The sequence below is a fragment of the Burkholderia sp. RF7-non_BP4 genome (assembly GCF_001521935.1).
GTDB lineage: Bacteria > Pseudomonadota > Gammaproteobacteria > Burkholderiales > Burkholderiaceae > Burkholderia > Burkholderia diffusa.
Genome location: NZ_LOTA01000001.1, coordinates 90868 through 110803, shown reverse-complemented (window position 1 = coordinate 110803; position 19936 = coordinate 90868). Strand labels below are relative to the sequence as shown.

Annotated in this window: 18 protein-coding genes and 2 tRNA genes; 9 read left to right on the top strand and 11 right to left on the bottom strand. The window is 64.2% G+C overall.

All coding sequences use genetic code 11. The annotated features are described in order from the left end of the window. Positions 1 to 27 precede the first annotated feature (27 nt). A complete protein-coding gene (gene ppk1 / locus WS49_RS00410; RefSeq protein WP_059523438.1) occupies positions 28 to 2091 on the bottom strand; it encodes a polyphosphate kinase 1 in 2064 nt (687 codons plus the stop codon). Between the two features lie 279 nt (positions 2092 to 2370). On the opposite strand from ppk1, the gene ppx reads away from it, so the two are divergent. Continuing rightward, positions 2371 to 3885: an exopolyphosphatase gene (ppx, locus tag WS49_RS00405; protein ID WP_059523436.1), complete on the top strand. Its 1515-nt coding sequence runs from the start codon at positions 2371 to 2373 to the stop codon at positions 3883 to 3885. 52 nt (positions 3886 to 3937) lie between these two features. On the opposite strand, the gene WS49_RS00400 is transcribed toward ppx, so the two are convergent. Beyond that, the gene (locus WS49_RS00400) at positions 3938 to 4378 is read right to left on the bottom strand and encodes a hypothetical protein (RefSeq protein ID WP_059523833.1); all 441 of its coding nucleotides are present in this window, start codon (positions 4376 to 4378) and stop codon (positions 3938 to 3940) included. A gap of 153 nt (positions 4379 to 4531) precedes the next feature. Continuing rightward, positions 4532 to 4608: transfer RNA gene (locus WS49_RS00395), tRNA-Pro, on the bottom strand. Positions 4609 to 4770: 162 nt separating this feature from the next. Here WS49_RS00395 and sixA point away from each other — a divergent pair. Both sixA and WS49_RS00385 read left to right on the top strand, forming a co-directional pair. Next, positions 4771 to 5232, top strand: a complete 462-nt coding sequence (gene sixA / locus WS49_RS00390; RefSeq protein WP_059523831.1) for a phosphohistidine phosphatase SixA — start codon at positions 4771 to 4773, stop codon at positions 5230 to 5232. A 159-nt stretch (positions 5233 to 5391) separates the two neighbouring features. Continuing rightward, positions 5392 to 6198, top strand: coding sequence for a GNAT family N-acetyltransferase (locus WS49_RS00385; RefSeq protein ID WP_059523434.1), 807 nt, complete (start codon positions 5392 to 5394; stop codon positions 6196 to 6198). Between the two features lie 206 nt (positions 6199 to 6404). Here the strand turns inward: WS49_RS00385 and WS49_RS35495 are convergent, their stop codons facing one another. Then, the gene (locus WS49_RS35495; RefSeq protein WP_162840567.1) at positions 6405 to 6575 is read right to left on the bottom strand and encodes a hypothetical protein; all 171 of its coding nucleotides are present in this window, start codon (positions 6573 to 6575) and stop codon (positions 6405 to 6407) included. A 136-nt stretch (positions 6576 to 6711) separates the two neighbouring features. Between WS49_RS35495 and WS49_RS00380 the strand changes: the two genes are divergently transcribed. Then, positions 6712 to 6897 (top strand): hypothetical protein, encoded by a 186-nt coding sequence (locus tag WS49_RS00380; protein WP_059523432.1) that lies wholly within the window; start codon positions 6712 to 6714, stop codon positions 6895 to 6897. A gap of 25 nt (positions 6898 to 6922) precedes the next feature. On the opposite strand, the gene WS49_RS00375 is transcribed toward WS49_RS00380, so the two are convergent. The 5 genes from WS49_RS00375 to WS49_RS00355 form a co-directional block, all read right to left on the bottom strand. Beyond that, a complete protein-coding gene (locus WS49_RS00375; protein WP_059523430.1) occupies positions 6923 to 8293 on the bottom strand; it encodes an MATE family efflux transporter in 1371 nt (456 codons plus the stop codon). Between the two features lie 10 nt (positions 8294 to 8303). Further along, positions 8304 to 8630, bottom strand: a complete 327-nt coding sequence (locus WS49_RS00370) for a DUF2288 domain-containing protein (protein WP_059523428.1) — start codon at positions 8628 to 8630, stop codon at positions 8304 to 8306. A gap of 88 nt (positions 8631 to 8718) precedes the next feature. Continuing rightward, the gene (locus WS49_RS00365) at positions 8719 to 10338 is read right to left on the bottom strand and encodes an acyl-CoA synthetase (RefSeq protein WP_059523426.1); all 1620 of its coding nucleotides are present in this window, start codon (positions 10336 to 10338) and stop codon (positions 8719 to 8721) included. 379 nt (positions 10339 to 10717) lie between these two features. After that, positions 10718 to 11410, bottom strand: a complete 693-nt coding sequence (locus WS49_RS00360; RefSeq protein WP_059523424.1) for a peptidoglycan DD-metalloendopeptidase family protein — start codon at positions 11408 to 11410, stop codon at positions 10718 to 10720. Between the two features lie 136 nt (positions 11411 to 11546). Then, positions 11547 to 12458, bottom strand: a complete 912-nt coding sequence (locus WS49_RS00355) for an aldose epimerase family protein (protein WP_059523422.1) — start codon at positions 12456 to 12458, stop codon at positions 11547 to 11549. A gap of 484 nt (positions 12459 to 12942) precedes the next feature. Here WS49_RS00355 and WS49_RS00350 point away from each other — a divergent pair, with 484 nt between their 5' ends. Together WS49_RS00350 and WS49_RS00345 are read left to right on the top strand one after the other, a co-directional pair. Further along, entirely contained in the window at positions 12943 to 13773 is an 831-nt protein-coding gene (locus tag WS49_RS00350) for an undecaprenyl-diphosphate phosphatase (RefSeq protein ID WP_059506104.1), read from the top strand. A gap of 182 nt (positions 13774 to 13955) precedes the next feature. Then, positions 13956 to 14032 (top strand) — tRNA-Arg (locus tag WS49_RS00345). A gap of 148 nt (positions 14033 to 14180) precedes the next feature. On the opposite strand, the gene WS49_RS00340 is transcribed toward WS49_RS00345, so the two are convergent. Together WS49_RS00340 and WS49_RS34645 are read right to left on the bottom strand one after the other, a co-directional pair. Further along, positions 14181 to 14447, bottom strand: a complete 267-nt coding sequence (locus tag WS49_RS00340) for a hypothetical protein (protein ID WP_059596284.1) — start codon at positions 14445 to 14447, stop codon at positions 14181 to 14183. A 61-nt stretch (positions 14448 to 14508) separates the two neighbouring features. Then, entirely contained in the window at positions 14509 to 14982 is a 474-nt protein-coding gene (locus tag WS49_RS34645) for a hypothetical protein (RefSeq protein WP_156441311.1), read from the bottom strand. Positions 14983 to 15049: 67 nt separating this feature from the next. Here WS49_RS34645 and WS49_RS00330 point away from each other — a divergent pair, with 67 nt between their 5' ends. The 3 genes from WS49_RS00330 (at position 15050) to WS49_RS00320 (ending at position 19919) form a co-directional block, all read left to right on the top strand. Then, on the top strand, positions 15050 to 15472 hold the full coding sequence (locus WS49_RS00330; RefSeq protein WP_156441310.1) for a hypothetical protein: 423 nt from the start codon (positions 15050 to 15052) through the stop codon (positions 15470 to 15472). A gap of 1755 nt (positions 15473 to 17227) precedes the next feature. Then, on the top strand, positions 17228 to 18934 hold the full coding sequence (locus tag WS49_RS00325; RefSeq protein WP_059523414.1) for a ShlB/FhaC/HecB family hemolysin secretion/activation protein: 1707 nt from the start codon (positions 17228 to 17230) through the stop codon (positions 18932 to 18934). Positions 18935 to 19016: 82 nt separating this feature from the next. Then, complete coding sequence (locus tag WS49_RS00320; RefSeq protein WP_059523412.1) at positions 19017 to 19919, top strand: hypothetical protein; 903 nt, start codon at positions 19017 to 19019, stop codon at positions 19917 to 19919. Positions 19920 to 19936 lie beyond the last annotated feature (17 nt).

Genomic DNA, 19936 nt, shown 5'->3' with positions numbered 1-19936 from the left:
CACGCGAACCCGCGCGCCGCCCCGTGTCTACGAACAGAACTTCGCGAGCAGCCCGAGCTGCGCGTTGCGGATCGTCTTGCCCGCACGACGCCGGCGGTAGTGGCCGTCGCTGAGCATCTGCCAGGCCGACTGATTGTCGCCGAGACAGACCGACAGCCCTTCGGCGATCACGCGGCGCTTCAGCTTGCGCTCGCGGATCGGGAACGCGACTTCGACACGGCGGAACAGATTGCGGTCCATCCAGTCGGCGCTCGACAGATAGACGTCCTCGGCGCCGTCCGCGTGGAAATAGTAGATGCGGTGGTGTTCGAGGAAGCGCCCGACGATCGAGCGCACCGTGATGTTTTCCGACAGCCCCGGCACGCCGGGCTTCAGCGCGCACACGCCGCGCACGATCAGGTCGACCTTGACGCCGGCCTGCGACGCTTCGTACAGCGCGGCGATCACCGACGGCTCCAGCAGCGCGTTCATCTTCGCGACCACGCGCGCGCGCTTGCCGGCACGCGCGTTGTCGATTTCCGCGCGGATCGATTCGATGATGCGCGGATGCAGCGAGAACGGTGACTGCCACAGCTCGTGCAGCGTGAGCTCGCCGCCGATCCCGGTCAGTTGCTGGAAGACGTGGTGGACGTCCTCGCAGATCTTCTGGTCGGCCGTCATCAGCCCGAAGTCGGTGTAGAGGCGGGCGGTGCGCGGGTGATAGTTGCCGGTGCCGAGGTGTACGTAGCGGCGCAGCGACGCCTTGCCGTTCTGCACGACGCGCCGCACGATCAGCATCATCTTCGCATGGCACTTGTGGCCGACCACGCCGTACACGACGTGCGCGCCGACGGCTTCGAGCTGCGACGCCCAGTTGATGTTGGTTTCCTCGTCGAAGCGCGCGAGCAGCTCGACGACGACGGTCACTTCCTTGCCGTTGCGCGCGGCTTCCATCAGCGCGTCCATCAGCGGCGAATCGGTGCCGGTGCGGTAGATCGTCTGCTTGATCGCCACGACGCTCGGGTCTTTCGCGGCCTGCTGCAGCAGTTCGAGCACCGGTTGGAAACTTTCGTACGGATGGTGCAGCAGGATGTCGCCGTCGTCGATCGCGTCGAACATCGTCGGCGTGTTGACGATCGCGGGCGGGATCGACGCGGTGAACGGCGAGAACTTCAGGTCGGGGCGATCGACGAGATCGGGAATCTGCATCAGCCGCACGAGGTTCACGGAGCCGGCCACGCGATAGCAGTCCTTCTCGCCGAGCAGGCTTTCCTCGAGCAGGCGCCGCACGATATGCGCCGGCGTGTCGGCCGACACTTCGAGCCGTACCGCGTTGCCGAGGTGGCGCGCGGGCAGTTCGCCCTGCAGCGCGACGCGCAGGTTGGTGATTTCGTCCTCGTCGACGAAGAGCTCGCTGTTGCGCGTGATGCGAAACTGGTTGCAGCTCTTCACGACCAGTTGCGGGAACAGTTCGCCGACGAAGCGCTGCATGAACGAGCTGAGCAGCACGAAGCCGTGCTCGAAACCCGACAGCGCCTGCGGCATGCGCACGACGCGCGGCAGCGCGCGCGGCGCCTGCACGATGCCCATCACCGCCTGGCGGCCGAACGCGTCGCGGCCCTCGAGCTCGACGACGAAGTTCAGGCTCTTGTTCAGCACGCGCGGGAACGGGTGCGCGGGGTCGAGGCCGATCGGCGTCAGCACCGGCAGCAGTTCATCGAGGAAGTAGCGGCGCGCCCATTCGAGCTGTTCTTCGTTCCACGTGTCGCTCGCGTGGAAGTAGATGCCTTCCTGTTCGAGCGCGGGCAGCACGGTTTCGTGCAGCATCGTGTACTGGCGGTGCACGAGCCGTTGCGCGCGCTCGACGACGAGGTCATAGGCGTGCTGCAACGACATGCCGTCGGGCGTCAGTGCGCCGGGGTTGTCGCGGATCTGTTCCTGAAGGCCGGCCATCCGGACTTCGAAAAATTCGTCGAGGTTGCTGCTCGTGATGCAGATGAAGCGCAGGCGTTCGAGCAACGGAATCTGCGGGTCAGCCGCCTGGGCCAGCACGCGCTCGTTGAAACCGAGGATGCCGAGTTCACGATTGAGAAGCGGATAACGGACGGACATCGGCAGAGTAGGGGATGATTCGGGCGATGATTCGAAAGGACGCTCGGAAACTCTCACGGTACGATGACGTGCTGATGACGATAATGTATTTATATCGGGAAATTCTACGCCTGAACCGTTTCGTCTCATAAATGTTTCGGCCATATACAATCTACCCGTGTACATGCCCGTGAAGCGTGGCAACGGCAAGCGTTCCACGCTTAAAATGTCGCCTTTGATTGATCGTCCAGCGTGGCCGGACCGGCTGCCGCGGGCGAACGCGCACGGAGCCCCCTTCTGATGGTTACATCCCCCCACTTGCTGGCTGCCGTCGATCTCGGCTCGAACAGCTTTCGGCTGATCGTCGGGCGCGTCGAGGAAACGCCGGCGGGCAGCCAGATCTATCCCGTCGATGCGCTGCGCGAGCCCGTTCGACTGGCCGCGGGCCTGTCGAGCGACAAGATGCTCGATCGCGCGTCGCAGGAGCGTGGCTGGGAGGCGCTCAAGCGGTTCGGCGAACGCCTGCGCGATTTCCATCCCGATCACGTGCGCGCGGTGGCGACCAACACGCTGCGCGTCGCGAAGAACGCGGGCGAATTTCTCGGCGAGGCCGAAGCGGCGCTCGGTTTTCCGATCGAAGTGATCGCGGGCCGCGAAGAGGCGCGCCTGATCTATGCGGGCGCCGCGCATTCGGTGCCGGCGAGCGCGGGCAAGCGGCTCGTCGTCGACATCGGCGGCGGCTCGACAGAATTCATCATCGGCTCGCACTACACGCCGATCGTGATGGAGAGCCTCTACATCGGCTGCGTGAGCCATAGCCGCGCGTTCTTCCCGGCCGGCAACGTCGACGAATACACGATGCGGCAAGCCGAACTCGCGGCCAAGCGCGAGATCCAGATCATTTCCAGCGAATACAAGAAGGCCGGATGGGACCAGGCGATCGGTTCGTCCGGCACCGCGCGCGCGCTCGCGGAACTCGTCGAGGCGAACGGCTTCAACGACGCGGGCATCACGCACGGCATTTCGCGCGGCGGGCTCGAACGCCTGAAGCGCGCGCTGATCAAGTCCGAGAACGTGAACCGGCTGAAGCTGATCGCGCTGAAGCCCGATCGCGTGCCGGTGCTCGCCGGCGGCCTCGCGATCATGCTCGCGGTATTCGAGGAACTGGGCGTCGACTACGTCGATACCACCGACGGCGCATTGCGTCTCGGCGTGCTGTACGACCTGCTCGGCCGGACCCAGCACGAGGACATGCGCGCGGTGACCGTCGAGGGCTTCACGCGCCGCTACGGCGTCGATCGCGCGCAGGCCGAGCGCATCGGCGCGCTCGCGGTGCGGTTCTACGACGAGCTCGACGATTCCGACGACGAAGAACGCGAGGAAGGCCGGATGTTCCTCGGTTGGGCCGCCGCGTTGCACGAGATCGGCTTGTCGATTTCGCACAGCTCGTATCACAAGCATTCGGCCTATATTGCGAGCAACGCCGACATGCCGGGTTTCTCGCGCACCGACCAGGCGCGCCTTGCCGCGCTCGTGCTCGGGCATGCGGGCAAGCTCGGCAAGCTGTCGCAGGCGCGCGACGTCGAATGGCCGCTGCTGTTCTGCCTGCGGCTCGCGGCGCTGCTTTGCCGGCGCCGGACCGATGCCGGGCTGCCGGACATTTCCGTGTCGCAGATGAAGAAGGGCGGGTATGAAGTGCGCCTGCCGAGCGCATGGGTCGAGCAGAACCCGCTGACCGATTACAGCCTCAGCCAGGAAGCGGCCGAGTGGGAGAAGGTCGGCATTCCGTACCGCGTGGTTTATACGGGCGCGTGACGCGCCGGCACGGCGGCGGCGCGTTCGCGCCGCCAGGTTGCCTTGGACGCGCTCAGTCCGAGCACACGATCGCGGTCAGGAACGGGAATGCCTGCTTGACGGTCGCGTCGCTGCCGGCCTTGCGCACGGCCTGTTCGACCGCGCTCTTCGTGCCCCGCACCACGACGCCGTATGCCCAGTCGCCGATCGGCGTGCCGTCGCCGGGCTGGAAAATCGGATCGTTCGCCTGGTAGCCGAGCACGACATAGACGCCGAAGCCGTAGGCGGTCAGCGGATGGTTCGTGCGGAATGCGTTCACCGAATTCGATTCGACGTGCATCGGCTCCGACTGGATGTCGCCTGCCGCGAGCAGCGGCGCGACGAACTTGTGGCCGTTCGAATGGCAGTCGAGCGCGTCGTCGAGCGACTTCGCCGATGCGACGCCGGGCGCGCCGAGGGTGCCGCTTGCGAGCAGCGCGCCGAGCATGGCGGTCTTGAAAACGTGATTTTTCATGCGCGATTGCGGGTTGGTCGCGGACATTATCGCGTGTTCCCGCAATTTTCGTGCGCGGGCTGCGGGCAGTGGCACCGGTGGCCGAAGCGGGCGGCGGACCAAACGAAAAAGGGCTGCAAGCGCGATGGCTTGCAACCCTTGTCGTGTATCTCGTGGTCGGAGCGATAGGATTCGAACCTACGACCCTCTGATCCCAAATCAGATGCGCTACCAGGCTGCGCTACGCTCCGACGAGCCAAAGATTCTATCGTCTAATGGGTAACCGGGTCAATCACGTTTTTGCGTACGGCGCATATCATCACGAACCGCTCACGATTGGCGACAATTCGAAGCATGATCGTCCGGCCCGCGAGTGTGCGGCCGGAGCATTCGTCGAAGCATGGAGAGACATCATGATGAACCTGATCCTGTGGCGCCACGCCGAAGCCGAAGACTACGCGGCAAGCGACCTCGCGCGCCAGCTGACGGCCCGCGGGCGCAAGGATGCGCAAGCGATGGCCAAATGGCTGCGCGGCCGGCTCGAGTCGAGCAGCGTGATCCTCGCGAGCCCGGCGGCGCGCACCGTGCAGACCGTCGAGGCGCTGACCGACCAGTACCGGACCATCGATGCGCTCGCGCCGGGCGGCAGCGTCGACGACGTGCTGGCGGCCGCCGGGTGGCCCGACGGCATCGCGCCGACGGTCGTGATCGTCGGGCACCAGCCGACGCTCGGCTGCGTCGCGGCGCAATTGATCGCCGGCAACGACGATAGCTGGAGCGTCAAGAAGGGCGGTATCGTGTGGCTCGCGAGCCGCACGCGCGACGGCAACCGTCAGGCCGTCCTGCGCGCGGTATTGACGCCGGACCTTGTCTGAAGCGGTTTGAAGGCATTGATCATACGGTTTCGCAGGCTTTCTGCTAAAGTCAATTCGGCGACACGTCATTGAAAGGACACGGTCGTGCCACAGAACGGTAACGACCGGTTACTACATTGGCTGGCATGTCGTCCTATTCCTTACGACCAGGAAAGCCTAATGCGAGAACTGCCGACGCCTACGCTCCCCTTTGCCTCGCTTCCCCTCGACACGTCGCGGCGTCACCTGCCGCGCGCTGCTGAAACCGTCACATCCGAGTACCGTCTGCGTGCCGCCTGGGCACGCACGGAAGATGAATTGCGCGAGGCCCAGCGCCTGCGTTACACCGTGTTCGCCGACGAGATGGGCGCGCAGGTCAGCGGTCCGTCCGGTCTCGACGTCGATCCGTTCGACGCCTATTGCGATCATCTGCTGGTGCGCGACCTCGATACGCTGAAGGTGGTCGGCACGTACCGCGTGCTGCCGCCGCACCAGGCCGCGCGTGTCGGCCGTCTGTACGCCGAAGGCGAATTCGACCTGTCGCGCCTTACGCACCTGCGCGGCAAGATGGTCGAGGTCGGCCGCTCGTGCGTGCACAGCGACTACCGCAGCGGCGCCGTCATCATGGCGCTCTGGGGCGGTCTCGGCGCGTACATGATGCAGAACGGCTACGAGACGATGCTCGGCTGCGCGAGCGTGTCGATGGCCGACGGCGGGCACTATGCGGCGAATCTGTATCAGTCGCTGCCGGCCAACTCGCTGACGGCGCCGGAATATCGCGCGTTCCCTCATACGGCGCTGCCGGTCGACGAACTGCAGACGGGCACCGTCGTTGCACCGCCGCCGCTGATCAAGGGCTACCTGCGTCTCGGTGCGAAGATTTGCGGCGCGCCGGCGTGGGATCCCGACTTCAACTGCGCGGACTTCCTGACGCTGTTCCGGCTGTCGGACATCAACGCGCGCTACGCCCGGCACTTCCTGGGCTGAGCCATCCCGATCGCGGCGCGCTGCTCAGGCGCGCACGCAGGCGAACGCCATCGCGCGGCAGATTGCCGCGCGATGGCGTTTGTTCGTTCCGAGGAAGGCGTTTTATCCGGCCCTGTTAATTTGGGCGATATGCACTGCCCACCGTGCCGGCAGACGCACGTTCGACGCGGGCCGCGCGGGCGGCCCGGACAACGGGGCGGGCTTGCCTAGTGCTTGCGCCGCCAGTCGAGCAGGTGATGTTCGGCCATCCAGTGATGGATCATTCCTTCGCCGCCGTGGCTGCGCTTGTATTCGCGCGACTCGAAATAGGACAGGGCGACGAGCACCATCAGACCGATGAACAGGCCGATCAGGCCGGCGATCTCTTCAGATGACATGGCAGCCTCCTTTCAACGGCACAGCGCCATCTGCTACATGGTAGAACATGCGCGGGACAACCCCTAACCCGGAATTCGGCTAGACTCGGCGCGGTCCTGGCGCGCGATGGGCGCGCCGTTTTCCGGAGCCTCACCGATGACCCGTTTCATGCTGGCCGTGCTGGCCGCGTCCATTCTCGCCGGCTGTTCCAGCGATCCCCGCCAGGCTCGTCGCGGCCACCCGCCGCAAGATCCGGCCGATTATCACGGCGTGCCGACCGACATGACGCCGCCGTCGATGCTCGGTGAGCCGGCGCCGTCGGCACCCGCATCCGCGCAATAACGAAACCGGCCGGCGTGCGCGGCCGTCAGGTGCCGGCTGCGGGTGCGTCGGCGCCGATCCGCCGTGTCAGCGCCGGCAAGTAGCGCGCGAGCGTCGCGCCACGCGCGAGCATGAACAGCAGCAGCGCGAACCACAGCCCGTGGTTGCCGAACGGGCCGACTGCCGCCAGCGTCGCGGCAATGAAGATCGCGAACGACACGACCATCGCGCGCATCAGCGACTGCGTCTGCGTCGCGCCGATGAATACGCCGTCGAGCAGGAACCCCCACACGGACACGATCGGCGAGATTGCCGCCCACGGCAGGTATTGCAGCGCGACCGCGCGGATCCCCGCCTGGTCGGTCAGCCGTGCGACGATCCAGCCGCCGGCCGCCCAGTAGATGAGCGCGAACAGCAGCGCGCCGAGCGCGGACCACAGCAGCGTGACCCGCACAGCCTGCCGGAATGCGGTGCGGTCGCGCGCGCCGGCCGCGGCGCCGACGAGTGCCTCGGCCGCATGCGCGAAGCCGTCGAGCCCGTAAGCCATGAAGGTCTGGAAATTCAGCAGCAGTGCGTTGGCCGCGAGCGTCGCGTCACCCTGCGTGGCGCCCAGGTGCGCGAACCAGCCGAATGCGCCGAGCAGGCACAGCGTGCGCAGGAAGATGTCGCGATTGAGCGCGATCAGCCGCTTGAGCGCCGCACGATCCGCCAATGCACCCGCGGCCAGCGGCGCGAGGCCGCGCGGGCGCAGCCGCCACAGCATCCATGCGCCGAGCGCGAAGCCGCACGCGTCCGCGGTCGCGGTTGCCGCGCCGATCCCGGCGATGCCCCAGCCGAAGCCGTACACGTACAACAGCACGGCACCGATGTTCACTGCATTGATGAAGACCTGCGTGACGAGCGCGAGCCGCACGCGCTGCGCGCCGAGCAGGTAGCCGAGCACGACGTAGTTCGCGAGCGCGAACGGCGCGCTCCAGATACGTGCGTGGCCATAGGTCAGCGCCGTCGCGCGGACGGCGTCGCTTCCGCCCAGCGCGGTCAGCGCGAACGACAGCAGCGGGACCTGCAGCGCGAGCACGGCGGCGCCGAGCGCGAACGCGACGATCAGCGCGCGCAGCACGTTGAGCCGGATGCCGGCGGCGTCGCCGGCGCCGTGCGCCTGCGCGACGAGGCCGGTCGTGCCCATGCGCAGGAAGCCGAAGCCCCAGAACACGAAGTTGAAGAACAGTCCGCCGAGCGCGACGCCGCCGAGGTACTGCGCGCCGTCGAGGTGGCCGGCGACGGCCGTGTCGACCGCGCCGAGGATCGGCTGGGTCAGGTTCGCAAGGACGATCGGGAAGGCGAGCGCGAGGACGCGCCGGTGCGAGACGGCAGCCGATCCGGTGCCGGCCCCCTGCGGTAATGCGGATTCGAACATGGCGAACGCGTCAGGCGCGTTCCTGCACGCAGACCCACGGCGACACGACGACCGCCCATAGCTCCGGATTGCGCGCCGCGAAATCGGCGGCGGTTTCCGCCGGCATGCGCGCGACGAGCCCGGACGACAGCCAGCGCGTGACCTGGTCGGCGTCGTCGCCGGCGATCGCTTCCGCGACGCTGACGAGATCGAGATCGCGTGCGACCGACAGCAGCTTGCCCTGCGCGAAGAAGCGCTCGAGATCGCACCAGTCGATCTTGGCGGTTTCGCCGAGGAGTTTGGCGTAGAGCGGGCTGTGCGACGCGCCCGCGGCGGATTCGTGTTGGTCGGAGGACATCGGTGGTGTGCTGAAAAGACTGCGTGGGCGCCACTATAAACCATCCGGGCGCGCGGCCGGCCGCCCGACATGGCGGCGCGCGCCCGGTTCACGCGTCGCGCAGCGCGCGGCGCACGATCTTGCCGGTTGCCGTCATCGGCAGGCCGTCGACGAACGCGATCGCGCGCGGGTACTCGTGCGCGGCCAGGCGCGTCCGCACGTGGGCCTGCAGCGCCTGCACGAGCGCGTCGTCGCCGACATGGCCGGGGTTCAGCACGACGAACGCCTTGACGATTTCGGTGCGCGTCGGGTCGGGCACGCCGACGACGGCCGCCATCCGCACCGCCGGGTGCGTGAGCAGGCAGTCCTCGATCGGCCCCGGGCCGATCCGGTAGCCGGCGCTCGTGATCACGTCGTCGTCGCGGCCGACGAAGCGCACGAAGCCGTCGGCGTCGATCGTGCCGGTGTCGCCGGTGAGGAGGTAGTCGCCCGCGAACTTGTCGCGCGTCGCGGCGGGATTGCGCCAGTATTCGAGGAACATCACCGGGTCCGGGCGGCGCACCGCGATGCGTCCCTCGACGCCGGGCGGCAACGGCGTGCCGTGCTCGTCGACGATCGCGACCGCATGGCCGGGCACAGCCTTGCCGATCGCACCGGGCCGCGCATCGAACAGCGCCGCGCATGACGACAGCACCATGTTGCATTCGGTCTGTCCGTAGAACTCGTTGATCGTCACGCCGAGCGCGTCGCGTCCCCACGCCGTCAGCTCGGTGCCGAGCGATTCTCCGCCGCTCGCGACCGATTTCAGCGCCAGCGCGTGGCGCTCGCGCGGCGCGGGCACCGCGCGCATCAGCTTCAGCGCGGTCGGCGGCAGGAACGCGTGGGTCACGCCATGCCGCGCCATCAGCGCGAACGCGGCTTCGCCGTCGAACTTCTCGAAGCGGCGCGCGAGCACCGGCACGCCGTGGTGCCATGACGGCAGCAGAACATCGAGGAGCCCGCCGATCCATGCCCAATCGGCGGGTGTCCAGAACAGGCGCGCGTCGCGCGGGAAGCATTGCTGCGACATCTCGACGCCCGGCAGGTGGCCCAGCAGCACGCGATGCGCATGGAGCGCGCCTTTCGGCTTTCCGGTCGTTCCGGACGTGTAGATGATGACCGCCGGGTCGTCGGCGGCGGTGTCCGCCGGCATGAAATCCGGCGATTCGGCGGCGAGTGCGGCGTCGAATCGCAGCACGCCGGGCGCATCGGGCGCATTGTCGCCGATGCAGTAGCACGTGCGCAGCGCCGGCAGTTGTGCGCGCAGCGGCGCGATTTTCGCGTAACCGGCCGCGTCGGTGACGAGCGCGGCGGCTTCGCTGTTCGCGAGCCGGTATTCGAGCGCGTCGGCGCCGAACAGCGTGAACAGCGGCACCGCGATCGCGCCGAGCTTGTACGCGGCGAGATGGGCGATCGCCGTTTCCGGACCTTGCGCGAGGAAGATCGCGATGCGGTCGCCACGTTGCAGACCCGCCCGCGCGAGGCTGTTCGCGAAACGGTTAGAAACATTCCTCAGGTCGTCGAACGTGAGGCGGGACACGTCGCCTTGCGTCGTCTCGTGAATCAGCGCGAGCCGTCCGCTGCCGTCGGCCCACTTGTCGCAGACATCCACGCCGATGTTGTAGCGGGCCGGAACGTCCCACGCGAAGCGGGAGAGGAGGTTGTCGTAGCGGTCGGCGGCGGGCAGCATCGCAAGTCTCCTTGGCGTCCATCGTCGGCATCGGCCGATGGATTACATCGGCATTTCACGCGACCGAAACCACAATGGCGCCTGATGGATAGGGGAATGTGCGGACTCGTGCAACGGGGGCGGCTCAGTGCACGATTCCGCTATGACGCATAAGATCATGACAAAACAGTGATATGACCATGGATTTGCTTCTGATAGCTGCGGGGTTCAGCCTGTTCGGAATCGGTGCGCTGGTGGCGTTTGCCAGCTGCGTCGATCCGTTGTCCGGCCGGTTCACCGGCCGTCTGCGCAAGCGCTGACACGACCTTCCCGATTTCCCTCGCGACGACATGCGATGCATGCCGGCATCGCGTGTCGTCCTCCTTCGGCGGTGGCGCGCTCAGCGCGCCGGCAGGTAGCGCGCCGGATCGATCGAGCGGCCGCCGTAGCGCAGCTCGAAGTGCAGCGCGACGCGATCGCTGTCGCTGTTGCCCATCTCCGCGATCGTCTGCCCCTGCGTGACCGACTGGCCTTCCTTCACGAGCAATGCACGGTTGTGTGCGTAGGCCGTCAGGTAATCGGCATTGTGCTTGAGGATGATCAGGTTGCCGTAGCCGCGCAATCCGTTGCCCGCATAGACGACGGTGCCTGGCGCGGCGGCCAGCACCGGCGTGCCCGTGGCGTTCGCGATATCGATGCCCTTGGATTTCGAGCCGTCGAAGCTGCGCACCACGTTGCCGGCGGCCGGCCAGATCAGCGCGATGCTGGTGGCCGGCTTGACGGCCGATTCGACCGGCGCGGAAGGCGCGGGGCGGCTGCGGCCCGCACTGCCGGTGCCGGTGGTCGACGCGGTCGTCGTGCCGGGCGGCGGCGCGATGCGCAGCACCTGGCCGACCTCGATCGCGTCGGGATTCGTGATCTGGTTCCAGCGCACGATGTTCGCCATCGACGTGCGATTCTCGCGCGCGATCTTGTAGAGCGTGTCGCCGCGCTCGACGCGGTAGTAACCCGGGCCGACGGGTGCGGAGCCGCACGCGACGAGCAGCGCGGCGCAGGCGGCCGCGAAGAGCCGCTTCGTTGTTGTTCCGAACATTGAACCTCGCAAAACCCCGCCGCGCGCGACGCGGCAGGCGATACAAAACGTCCGATTTTAACGGGTTCGACCCGAGCACCGCAGTTTCGGGCCGCGGGCGCGGCCGGCGCGCCCCGGTTCGCCGGTGCGGCCGACGTCAGCCGGCGAGCGGCAGCACGCGAATTCGCAGCGTCGCCGTTTCGGTCGCGCCCGGTGCAAGCATGCGAAGCCCGAGGCCGTTGTGGATCGCGTCCGGCAGGCCGAGCCACGGCTCGACGCAGTAGAAGTCCGATTCCGGCTTTTCCGTCCAGGTCGTGACCGCGTACCACGGGATCGAGCCAGGGACGTCGAGCGCGATCTCGATCGTGCGGCGGCGGCCCGGCATTACGATGCGCACCGGCGCGGAGGGCGCGCCGTCGAGGCAGTGGAAGCGGTCGAGAATGTCCGGATCGCCGAGGCTGTACGATGCTTCGCCGGGCTCCAGCGGGCTGATCGAGCCATCGGCGCGCTGCATGCAGCGGCGCGTCGGCGGCAGTTCGAGCGTGGTTTGCGCGCGCTCGCCGTGCGGCAGCGCGAAATAGAAATGGTGGCCCGCGTAGTAGGGCAGCGGCGTGTCGCCGCGATTGGTCGTGGTGAGCGCGACGTCGAGCGTGTGGGCGTCGGCGAGCCGGTAGGTCGTCTCGAACCGGAAATCGAACGGATAGCCGTCGCGCAGCGCGTCGTTCGCATCGAGCGTCATCGACAGCGCGGCGCCGTCGGCCGACGGTTGTGCCGCGAACGGCAGGTCGCGCGCGAAACCATGCATCGGCAGGTCGCGAACCACGCCGGCGGCATCGCGCCAGCGGCCCAGTTCGCCGTCGACGCGATGGCGGCCGAGGAACGGGAACAGCAGCGGGTTGCCGCCGCGCACGCGTGCGAGGTTGCTCCAGTCGGCGGCTTCCGGCCAGAAAATGACCGGCTCGCCGTCGACGTGCCACGACAGCAGGCGGCCGCCGAATTGCGGGGCGACCCGGACGAGTGACGAGCCGGCGTGAAGTTCATGAATGTCGTGCTGCTGGAAGATCGGCATGGCGAATCGGTATGAACGGGTGGGCGGGGTGCGCGATGGCGCGCTCCATTATCGGGCCGCGACGCGGTCGGGGAAAACCCTTCTCGGGAAATCGCGAGTTTTTCAGACTGCCGACGGTCTGGATAATGCCTGTAAACCGGTGATGTTGCCGGGTCATGACACTTCGTGGAGGGGGCCATGGATCTGGCAATGGCAATGGGAATCGCACTGTTCGGCATGTTCACCGGCAGCACGGTATTGTTTTTCTATCAGCTCGGCCGCTGACGGCAATTTCTGCCGGAATCGAAAGGCCCGCCATGCAAATGGCGGGCTTTTTGCTTTCTGCCCGCTTACAAGTTGCAAGCGTTTGTGTGCATTGCCGCAATAACCAGCCAAATGCCTTGGCGCAGTAATCCTGGCTGGGCATAATCGGGGCGCGTTTTTCGGACGCGCGATGCGTCGTCCGCTTTTCTACCCGATTGATCACCACTAAAAGGACCGACGCGTGAGTCTCTGGTTTCTGGTATTCCTGAGCGTCCTGCAGGGCGTCACCGAACTCTTCCCCGTCAGCAGCCTCGGCCACACGCTGCTCGTGCCCGCGCTGTTCGGCATGCACATCGACAAGCACGCGCCGCAGTTGCTGCCGTTCCTCGTCGCGCTGCACCTCGGCACCGCGCTTGCGCTGCTGTGGTATTTCCGCGCGCGCTGGATCGCGCTGATCAGCGGCTTCTTCGCGCAGCTCGGCGGCCGCAAGAACGACGACGGGCACCTGATGTGGGCGCTGATCATCGGCACGATCCCGACCGGAATCGTCGGTCTGCTGCTCGAGAAGCGCATCGAGCGCGTGTTTCACGATCTACGGATCGTCGCGATCGCGCTGATCATCAACGGCGTGCTGCTGTGGATCGGCGATCGGATCCAGCGCAGCCGTGCACACCAGCCGCCCGAAAAGATGACGTTCAAGCAGGCGTTCTTCGTGGGCCTCGCGCAGATCGGCGCGCTGATTCCGGGTTTCTCGCGCAGCGGGCTGACGATGATCGCCGGTAACGCGGCCGGGCTGACGGCGGAGAAGGCGGCGGAGTTTTCGTTCCTGCTTGGCACGCCGATCATTTTTGCGGCGGGCGTGCTCGAACTGCCGAAGCTGTTCCATGCGCGCGACCAGCTCGCGGACGCGCTGCTCGGTGGCGTGCTGACGGCGATTGCCGCTTATCTGAGTGTGCGGTTCTTGATGCGCTATTTCGAAGGGCGCGGGCGGCTGGCTTCGTTCGGCCTGTATTGCGTGATTGCCGGGGTGTTTTGCCTTGGGTGGTTCATGCTGCATCCGCAGCCGGTTTGACGGTTGCGGCGCCGGTCGCGCGTCGCGCATGATATGACGCGATGATCGGGTATAATTTCGGGCTCGGCTTCATGCCGGGCCCGTTTCGTTTCGGGGCTTTGAGTGCGGGTTGTGTGGTTTGTGCTCGAAGCCTTTCGCGTCAAATGCGGCCCGGGTCGTGTGGCCGTGTCTTTTCTCCTCGACCGCCCTTAGCTCAGTTGGATAGAGCAACGGCCTTCTAAGCCGTAGGTCACACGTTCGAATCGTGTAGGGCGGGCCAGAATTCTCTGAAAGATCAATGGGTTGCGAGTAGAGCGCACTGCTTGATTGCACTCCGATCGGCACGCGGAACTGCACTCGCTGTGCTCGGAGTGTGCTCGCATTCTAGCTCGCATGGTCGGGCGTTGCGTACTAACGGCAGGACGCAATTATCCTTTTGGCGAGAACATGGGCCGCAGGCGTCTCGTCATGGCATCCAGATACCGCTGCTCGGCGAGCATCTTCAGATCTGCGATCAGTTCCTGAAGGCGCATGTCTCCTCTGTTGACTGCATCAAGGCATCCTGTAAGCCGAGCTTTTATTTCGTCGTTGTTCATCTGCTCGTAGTCGGAAAGCACTATGGCAAAGTTCAAGCGGAACGCTCGAATTTGTTGGTATGCAAACGCGATGTCTTCTGCCGCCTTGCTTGGGAGCAAACCAAGCTTGCCGACGTTGCTTTCATAAACCGGGTCATTGGGAGGGTCGAAGCGCCGCAGTCTAAGGCCGCTGTCCCTGCCCAGCCGCCGTGATCATGCCATTCAACATGTCCCGCAGCAGCGGGAACGCTGCCATGTGCGAGGCTAATTCGCCAGCTAGGGCACCGCCCAGAGCCGCACCGTCGCGAAACCGGCGATAGTCTTCTGCTAAGAAATTGTTGACGTAGCCGCCTGCCAGCACGCCAATGAACGCTATCAACGCTGCATTGCTGTCCGCCATCGTTACCTCCCGACCGTGAATTGGAAGTTGCAGTATTTTGCGCGATTGGGTCAGACTGCGGGCAGACAATTCCAAAACCACATTGCGGGGAATGATGAAAGCGTTGATGTTGACTTGTTCGGCAGTGGTCGCTCTGACTGCGTGCGGAAATTCTGACCAATCGACGGCAGTACCGCCAGTGTCCAGTCCTAATGCACCGGTAGGTGCGAACGTTAGTGCCCAGCCGCAGCCAATTGATGTGTGGACCGGTCTCAACCCGGAAACGTTCCGAACGCGGTACGACGAACTTGCAAAGGCCCGCGGTGATGACACGATCAGGCGGATGCGCAAGACAAAGGATGGGATCGAGGTGACACTTAATGACGAGCGATTTCAGCACGGGATAGCCGAATTGAAGAAGCTCGATTTGGCGAATGGGCGCTTCGAGAGCCGACTTGGAATTCTCCTTTCCGTTGGCAGTGCGGGCACCATTACAAAAATTGGCGTGGTGGGCGACCGGTCCGATCCCGTCAATCTCATGCATTTTGTCGGTGTGATGGGGGTAGTCAACGATATGTTGAACCCGGGCCAAGACGAAAAGGCGAACACGGACTTTCTCGCGTCTCTAAATCTCATGAGAGGCGATGATGACGTGTCCATCGGCAAGTCAGTTTCGTCATTCAATCGCGGCGGCGCATTTGCATGTATTTCTATGCCTTCCGAGCAGACGACCGGTGTTGGCTGCGTTGTGACACCGCGATCGTAGTTCGCCGCCCGCCCCGGCCCCAAATCTGATGCGCTTATCTGTGCGGAGTTACGCCGCCCGCTCGCGGCCGTGCGCCCCCGTGCGCGGAGCCGTGTGCAAGCTCCGGATGATGCGGGTAAGTGGGGGGGCGGGAGGATTTGAACCTCGTCAAAGTACCGCCCAGTACGGCTCTGGCGTTGCTACACATCCCCATGTGGATACGGGTTGTGGGGCAGTCGGCAGTATGGGCGAGCCGCCCTACCACCTGCAAGCTGTGCAGGTTATTGGGCGTTCTCCCATTCGCCGGTACGCAGTCGGCGCTGTACTTCGGACTGGACCCTACGGCGCAAGTCAGGGGCAAAGGGCACCGTCATCGCATGGCCGCACCTATCGCAACGGACGTCCCAAACAGTGCCGTTCGCGTTCGGCCTCGCGTAATTGAAAACGGCATCGCTGAGTTGGTGGTCACACGCCGGCTCTGGACAGTACATTTGCGGAGAATGCACGGCACCATTCTCGGAAAGGTTCCACCGCCAGCGTAGACCGAAAATAATGTCGCTTCGATACCGGAGCCAAGCTGGCGACGCTAGTTTAGAACGAATGCGCAGAGCGACTAGGACGACTGTGGTGACCGAGATTGCAGCCCATAACCAGAACCACCAGCGAGGCAGCGTAACGTCGGCGACCAAGAACCGGCCAACGGTCTTCAGCCACTCTACGAAGGCGCGAGGCGTCAAGCCAAAGTAGTGTGCGAGTGCAATCACGGCTGCACCGCTTACAGTGACCAACACCCCGACTAGCACGGCCCGGATCATTCCGTCCTTGTTCAACAGTCCCAAGCTGCCCTCTCGAGTAGTTGTGCACACTGGCGCTGATTGTACCGGCGCGCCGGGCCCAATTTCACTGCGCTTATCTGTGGGCGCATTCAGCGCCGATTGCGCGCCGAGTTGTCCCCGCTGCCCCTTAGACGCACCCGTGCGTACACGCCGTACCAGTCTGCGGCGAAGAAACGGTGACGTACCTCCTGCCATGCCTTGCCGTAGCTCACGTCTCCCATGTACGAGCTAGTGTAGGGGATGGTGTCGGACCGAGCGAATCAAGATTGACGAGGTTTCCGTGAGAAGTTGCGGCCCGAAGCTCGCTGGGGTCTGCACGACGGAAATAACCGGAAGCAAATTTGATACGCCTATTTGCGGGTAGTTACGTCACTCGCTCGTACGCATAAGCCCCGTGCGCGGGTGCCCTTGCAGAATCCGTTGTAGATACGCGACACGCTGACGCGTGCGTTTATCGTGAATGAAACTGCATTTCATTGCATAACAAAACGGCTGAAAATGTTTAATTTAGTCAAGATTATTTTTTGAGCGAAATCGTCGTCTAAGCGATCGAATTAGCTGGGAAGGACCAGTCGGTGACTACCCGGAAATTTGTTCGGGGAATTGGTGCTCGGTAACGGCGAGTCTTGATTTTGCAGAAAAATTGAAGAGAAGGGATGCGTGTTTCGGTGCTCTGAGTCACCGAAATCAGCAGGGAGGAATCGCATTTTTAGTGCCTTTGAGTGTTCGGATGATTAACCTATATAAGTGTTTCTAATTGTCAAGTTTGATTGGTTGATTCCTAGTGCTGAAACGAACGATCTCGGCCCAAGAGAGGAGGCTGTTACATCATCGGAGTTGAACGGTCAAGCGATCAGATGCTTTTGCAATCCCTGACAATGCACGGGCGATTATTTCGATAAATTTCGGCGTGAGAGACCAATCATTACGCCGCTAACAAGTGAAGAAACGAGAAACTTCGGCAGCGTTGATTTCGGCGTTGGCGAGCGTTTCTGCGCTAGCCCAGGGCGTTCCGCCATCCGAAACTACGTCCGGCCCACAAATTCAGCGTTTGCAGCAGCAGCAACTCGAGGCCACCAAGGAACTGAATCCGCGTCCCAATGTGCTGACACCCACCGGAGAAAAGACTTCGGTGCCCAGCGTCACGAGCCTGCCCCTCGATAACCCGTGCTTTCCGATCAAGGAAATCGCGCTGGAAGACAATGCGTTCGGCTGGCTCGCGCGTTTCCTTCAACCGGTCGTGGGCCAGTGCGTCGGCAAGACCGCACTCAAGCAGATCCAGGATGCAGCCAACAATGCGCTGATCGAGCGCGGTTACGTGACGTCTCGTGTTCTCGTGCCGACGCAATCGTTGCAATCGGGGACGCTGACGCTGCGCGTTGTGCCGGGGCGCATCAGCGATGTCCGAGCCGACAGGCCCACGATTGGCTGGTTGCGCGCGGCGCTACCCGTTTCGGCCGGGGCGCTGCTGAACCAGCGCGACATCGATCAAGGGCTCGAGAACCTGCGTCGTCTTCAATCCCAGTCCGATGCCGCGTTCGACATCGTGCCGGGTCTGAATCCTGGGGACTCCGAACTCGTTTTTCACCCTGGAACCGGCAAGCGCTGGCATGCCGTTATCGGCACGGACAACGCGGGCCTCGATTCCACGGGCAAGTACGAACTGTCCGGCTCGTTCACGTTCGACTCGCCGTTTCACCTCTACGACCAACTGCAAATTGCCGGCACGACGAATGCCAACTTTGGCGCATCCGACAAGGGCAATCAGTCGGTGTCCGCCAACTACAGCGTGCCGGTTGGCTATGCGATGCTGACGTTGAACGCGAGCCGCTCCCGCTATAAGCAGACGGTGGCCGGCTTCGATGCGCCGATCGAATACAGCGGCGTGCAGTCGCAGCTTCAGGCCGGCCTGTCGAGCGTGATCTATCGCAACGCGCACGCGCGTACGGAGCTTCACGGCAACCTGTTCCACAAAATCAGCCGCAACTCGCTGGATGGTGTCGATCTTCCCGTGCAGCATCGCGACATCATCGGCTACGAACTCGGCATCGCGCATCGCCAATACATCGGAAACGTTGTCCTCGACGGCTCGTTCGCCTGGCGCGCATCGCTTCCGGGCCTGTCCAGTAATTCAGGCACGGTGGTTGGCACACCCGATTTCGACGGTAAGACACAGGTGGAGTTGGCGAGCCTCAGCGCCCAAGTCCCTTTCAAGATCGGCAGTCAGACGTTCTCGTACCAGTTCGGCTGGAACATGCAGAACGCACGTACGCCACTGACCCCTTCCGACTATTTCACGATCGGTACGCGTTACGCCGTTCGCGGCTTCGATCAGCAACTGACGCTGGCTGCAGAGAGCGGCTGGGTCGTTTCCAACGAACTCGATTGGTACGTGCCGACGCCGCTTGGCACGCAGGCGCTTTATGCCGGCGTCGATGCCGGACGCGTGCGCGGGCCGGCCGCGGAGTACCTGCTTGGCGAAACATTGGTCGGCGCCGTAGTTGGTGTGCGCGGCAATCTCGCGCCGAAGAACGTGCTCGGTGCCGCACTGAACTACGACGTGTCGCTTGGCTTCCCGTTGTCGAAGCCGCAGGGCTTCAAGACGAGTTCGCCGACGCTGCTGTTCCAGGTCAGCACGTTGTTCTAAGCAGTAGGGGTGAACCGAGCGCAACGACATGTTGCGACTCGGTGATTTTGTCGATCGAGTAGTAAGAGCAGAAGGAAAGACTATGCAGAACGTGTACGAGAAGCGTCGTGTTTTTCAAGCCGTAACGACAACGTTTGCGGTGGTGGCCGCACTTGGCCTGAGCGCATGTGGCGGTGGTGACGATGGCGGCAGCGGTAGCAGTGCCGCATCGAGTGGCGCGTCGTCGAACGCAGCGCCGTCGGGCAGCGCGTCGCCTTCGTCGGGGATTCGTGTGGAAGGGCAATCGCAATCGATCTCGAGCCAGGTTTCGACGGTTCGTGTTCTGATGCCGCCCGCGTCGTGGAACGGCGGGCAGATGCCGAACGGGAATTACACGCTGGCGGCCCTTTCTCAGCCTGTGTCGACGCTCAAGGAGCAGGCGCCGGGTGCGTATATCGCGATTCCGTATGGTTCGTCGGGCACGATCAAGACGCTGACGAAGGGCGTCGTGACGGACCTCGCTGGAAATGGCGACATTGCGATCGGCCGCTGGGCGGACGGCACCGATTCGTCGGGCGTTACGTATAACGCGAATCAAGGCCAGGTCTGGGCAGTCGGCGTACCGGTTGCAATTGATGCGACCTCGCCTGTGCAGATGCAATGTTCGCTCGCCTTTGCTACACGTCCGACGTCGGCGGATGGCAATACGGCGCCGGGTTCGCTGACTGGCGCCACGGCGACGCTGACGAGCGGGACAAACACGTTCGGCAATACGGCCATCAACTACACGTTGAATCTGCAGTACTCGATCGGCAATGACCAGAACCAGTTGTTCGTAGGAACGTCCTCGGTCGGCCTCACCGAACTCAGCGCCAAAACGAAGTCGACGCTGATGAGCACGGTCATGGGTTCGGATGCGAAGCAACCGTACCTGATCGTGTCGTACGGTATTCCGGCAACGACGACGGGCAACATCAACGGCTTGGTGGCACTGAGCTGCAAGTAACGTGAGTGGGGCCGGTC

Bases quoted from the DNA above. Each gene is read 5' to 3' on its own strand.
- ppk1 (WP_059523438.1), bottom strand. From the start codon at position 2,091: ATGTCCGTCCGTTATCCGCTTCTCAATCGTGAACTCGGCATCCTCGGT.
- ppx (WP_059523436.1), top strand. From the start codon at position 2,371: ATGGTTACATCCCCCCACTTGCTGGCTGCCGTCGATCTCGGCTCGAAC.
- WS49_RS00400 (WP_059523833.1), bottom strand. From the start codon at position 4,378: ATGAAAAATCACGTTTTCAAGACCGCCATGCTCGGCGCGCTGCTCGCA.
- sixA (WP_059523831.1), top strand. From the start codon at position 4,771: ATGATGAACCTGATCCTGTGGCGCCACGCCGAAGCCGAAGACTACGCG.
- WS49_RS00385 (WP_059523434.1), top strand. From the start codon at position 5,392: ATGCGAGAACTGCCGACGCCTACGCTCCCCTTTGCCTCGCTTCCCCTC.
- WS49_RS35495 (WP_162840567.1), bottom strand. From the start codon at position 6,575: ATGTCATCTGAAGAGATCGCCGGCCTGATCGGCCTGTTCATCGGTCTG.
- WS49_RS00380 (WP_059523432.1), top strand. From the start codon at position 6,712: ATGACCCGTTTCATGCTGGCCGTGCTGGCCGCGTCCATTCTCGCCGGC.
- WS49_RS00375 (WP_059523430.1), bottom strand. From the start codon at position 8,293: ATGTTCGAATCCGCATTACCGCAGGGGGCCGGCACCGGATCGGCTGCC.
- WS49_RS00370 (WP_059523428.1), bottom strand. From the start codon at position 8,630: ATGTCCTCCGACCAACACGAATCCGCCGCGGGCGCGTCGCACAGCCCG.
- WS49_RS00365 (WP_059523426.1), bottom strand. From the start codon at position 10,338: ATGCTGCCCGCCGCCGACCGCTACGACAACCTCCTCTCCCGCTTCGCG.
- WS49_RS00360 (WP_059523424.1), bottom strand. From the start codon at position 11,410: ATGTTCGGAACAACAACGAAGCGGCTCTTCGCGGCCGCCTGCGCCGCG.
- WS49_RS00355 (WP_059523422.1), bottom strand. From the start codon at position 12,458: ATGCCGATCTTCCAGCAGCACGACATTCATGAACTTCACGCCGGCTCG.
- WS49_RS00330 (WP_156441310.1), top strand. From the start codon at position 15,050: ATGCGCAAGACAAAGGATGGGATCGAGGTGACACTTAATGACGAGCGA.
- WS49_RS00320 (WP_059523412.1), top strand. From the start codon at position 19,017: ATGCAGAACGTGTACGAGAAGCGTCGTGTTTTTCAAGCCGTAACGACA.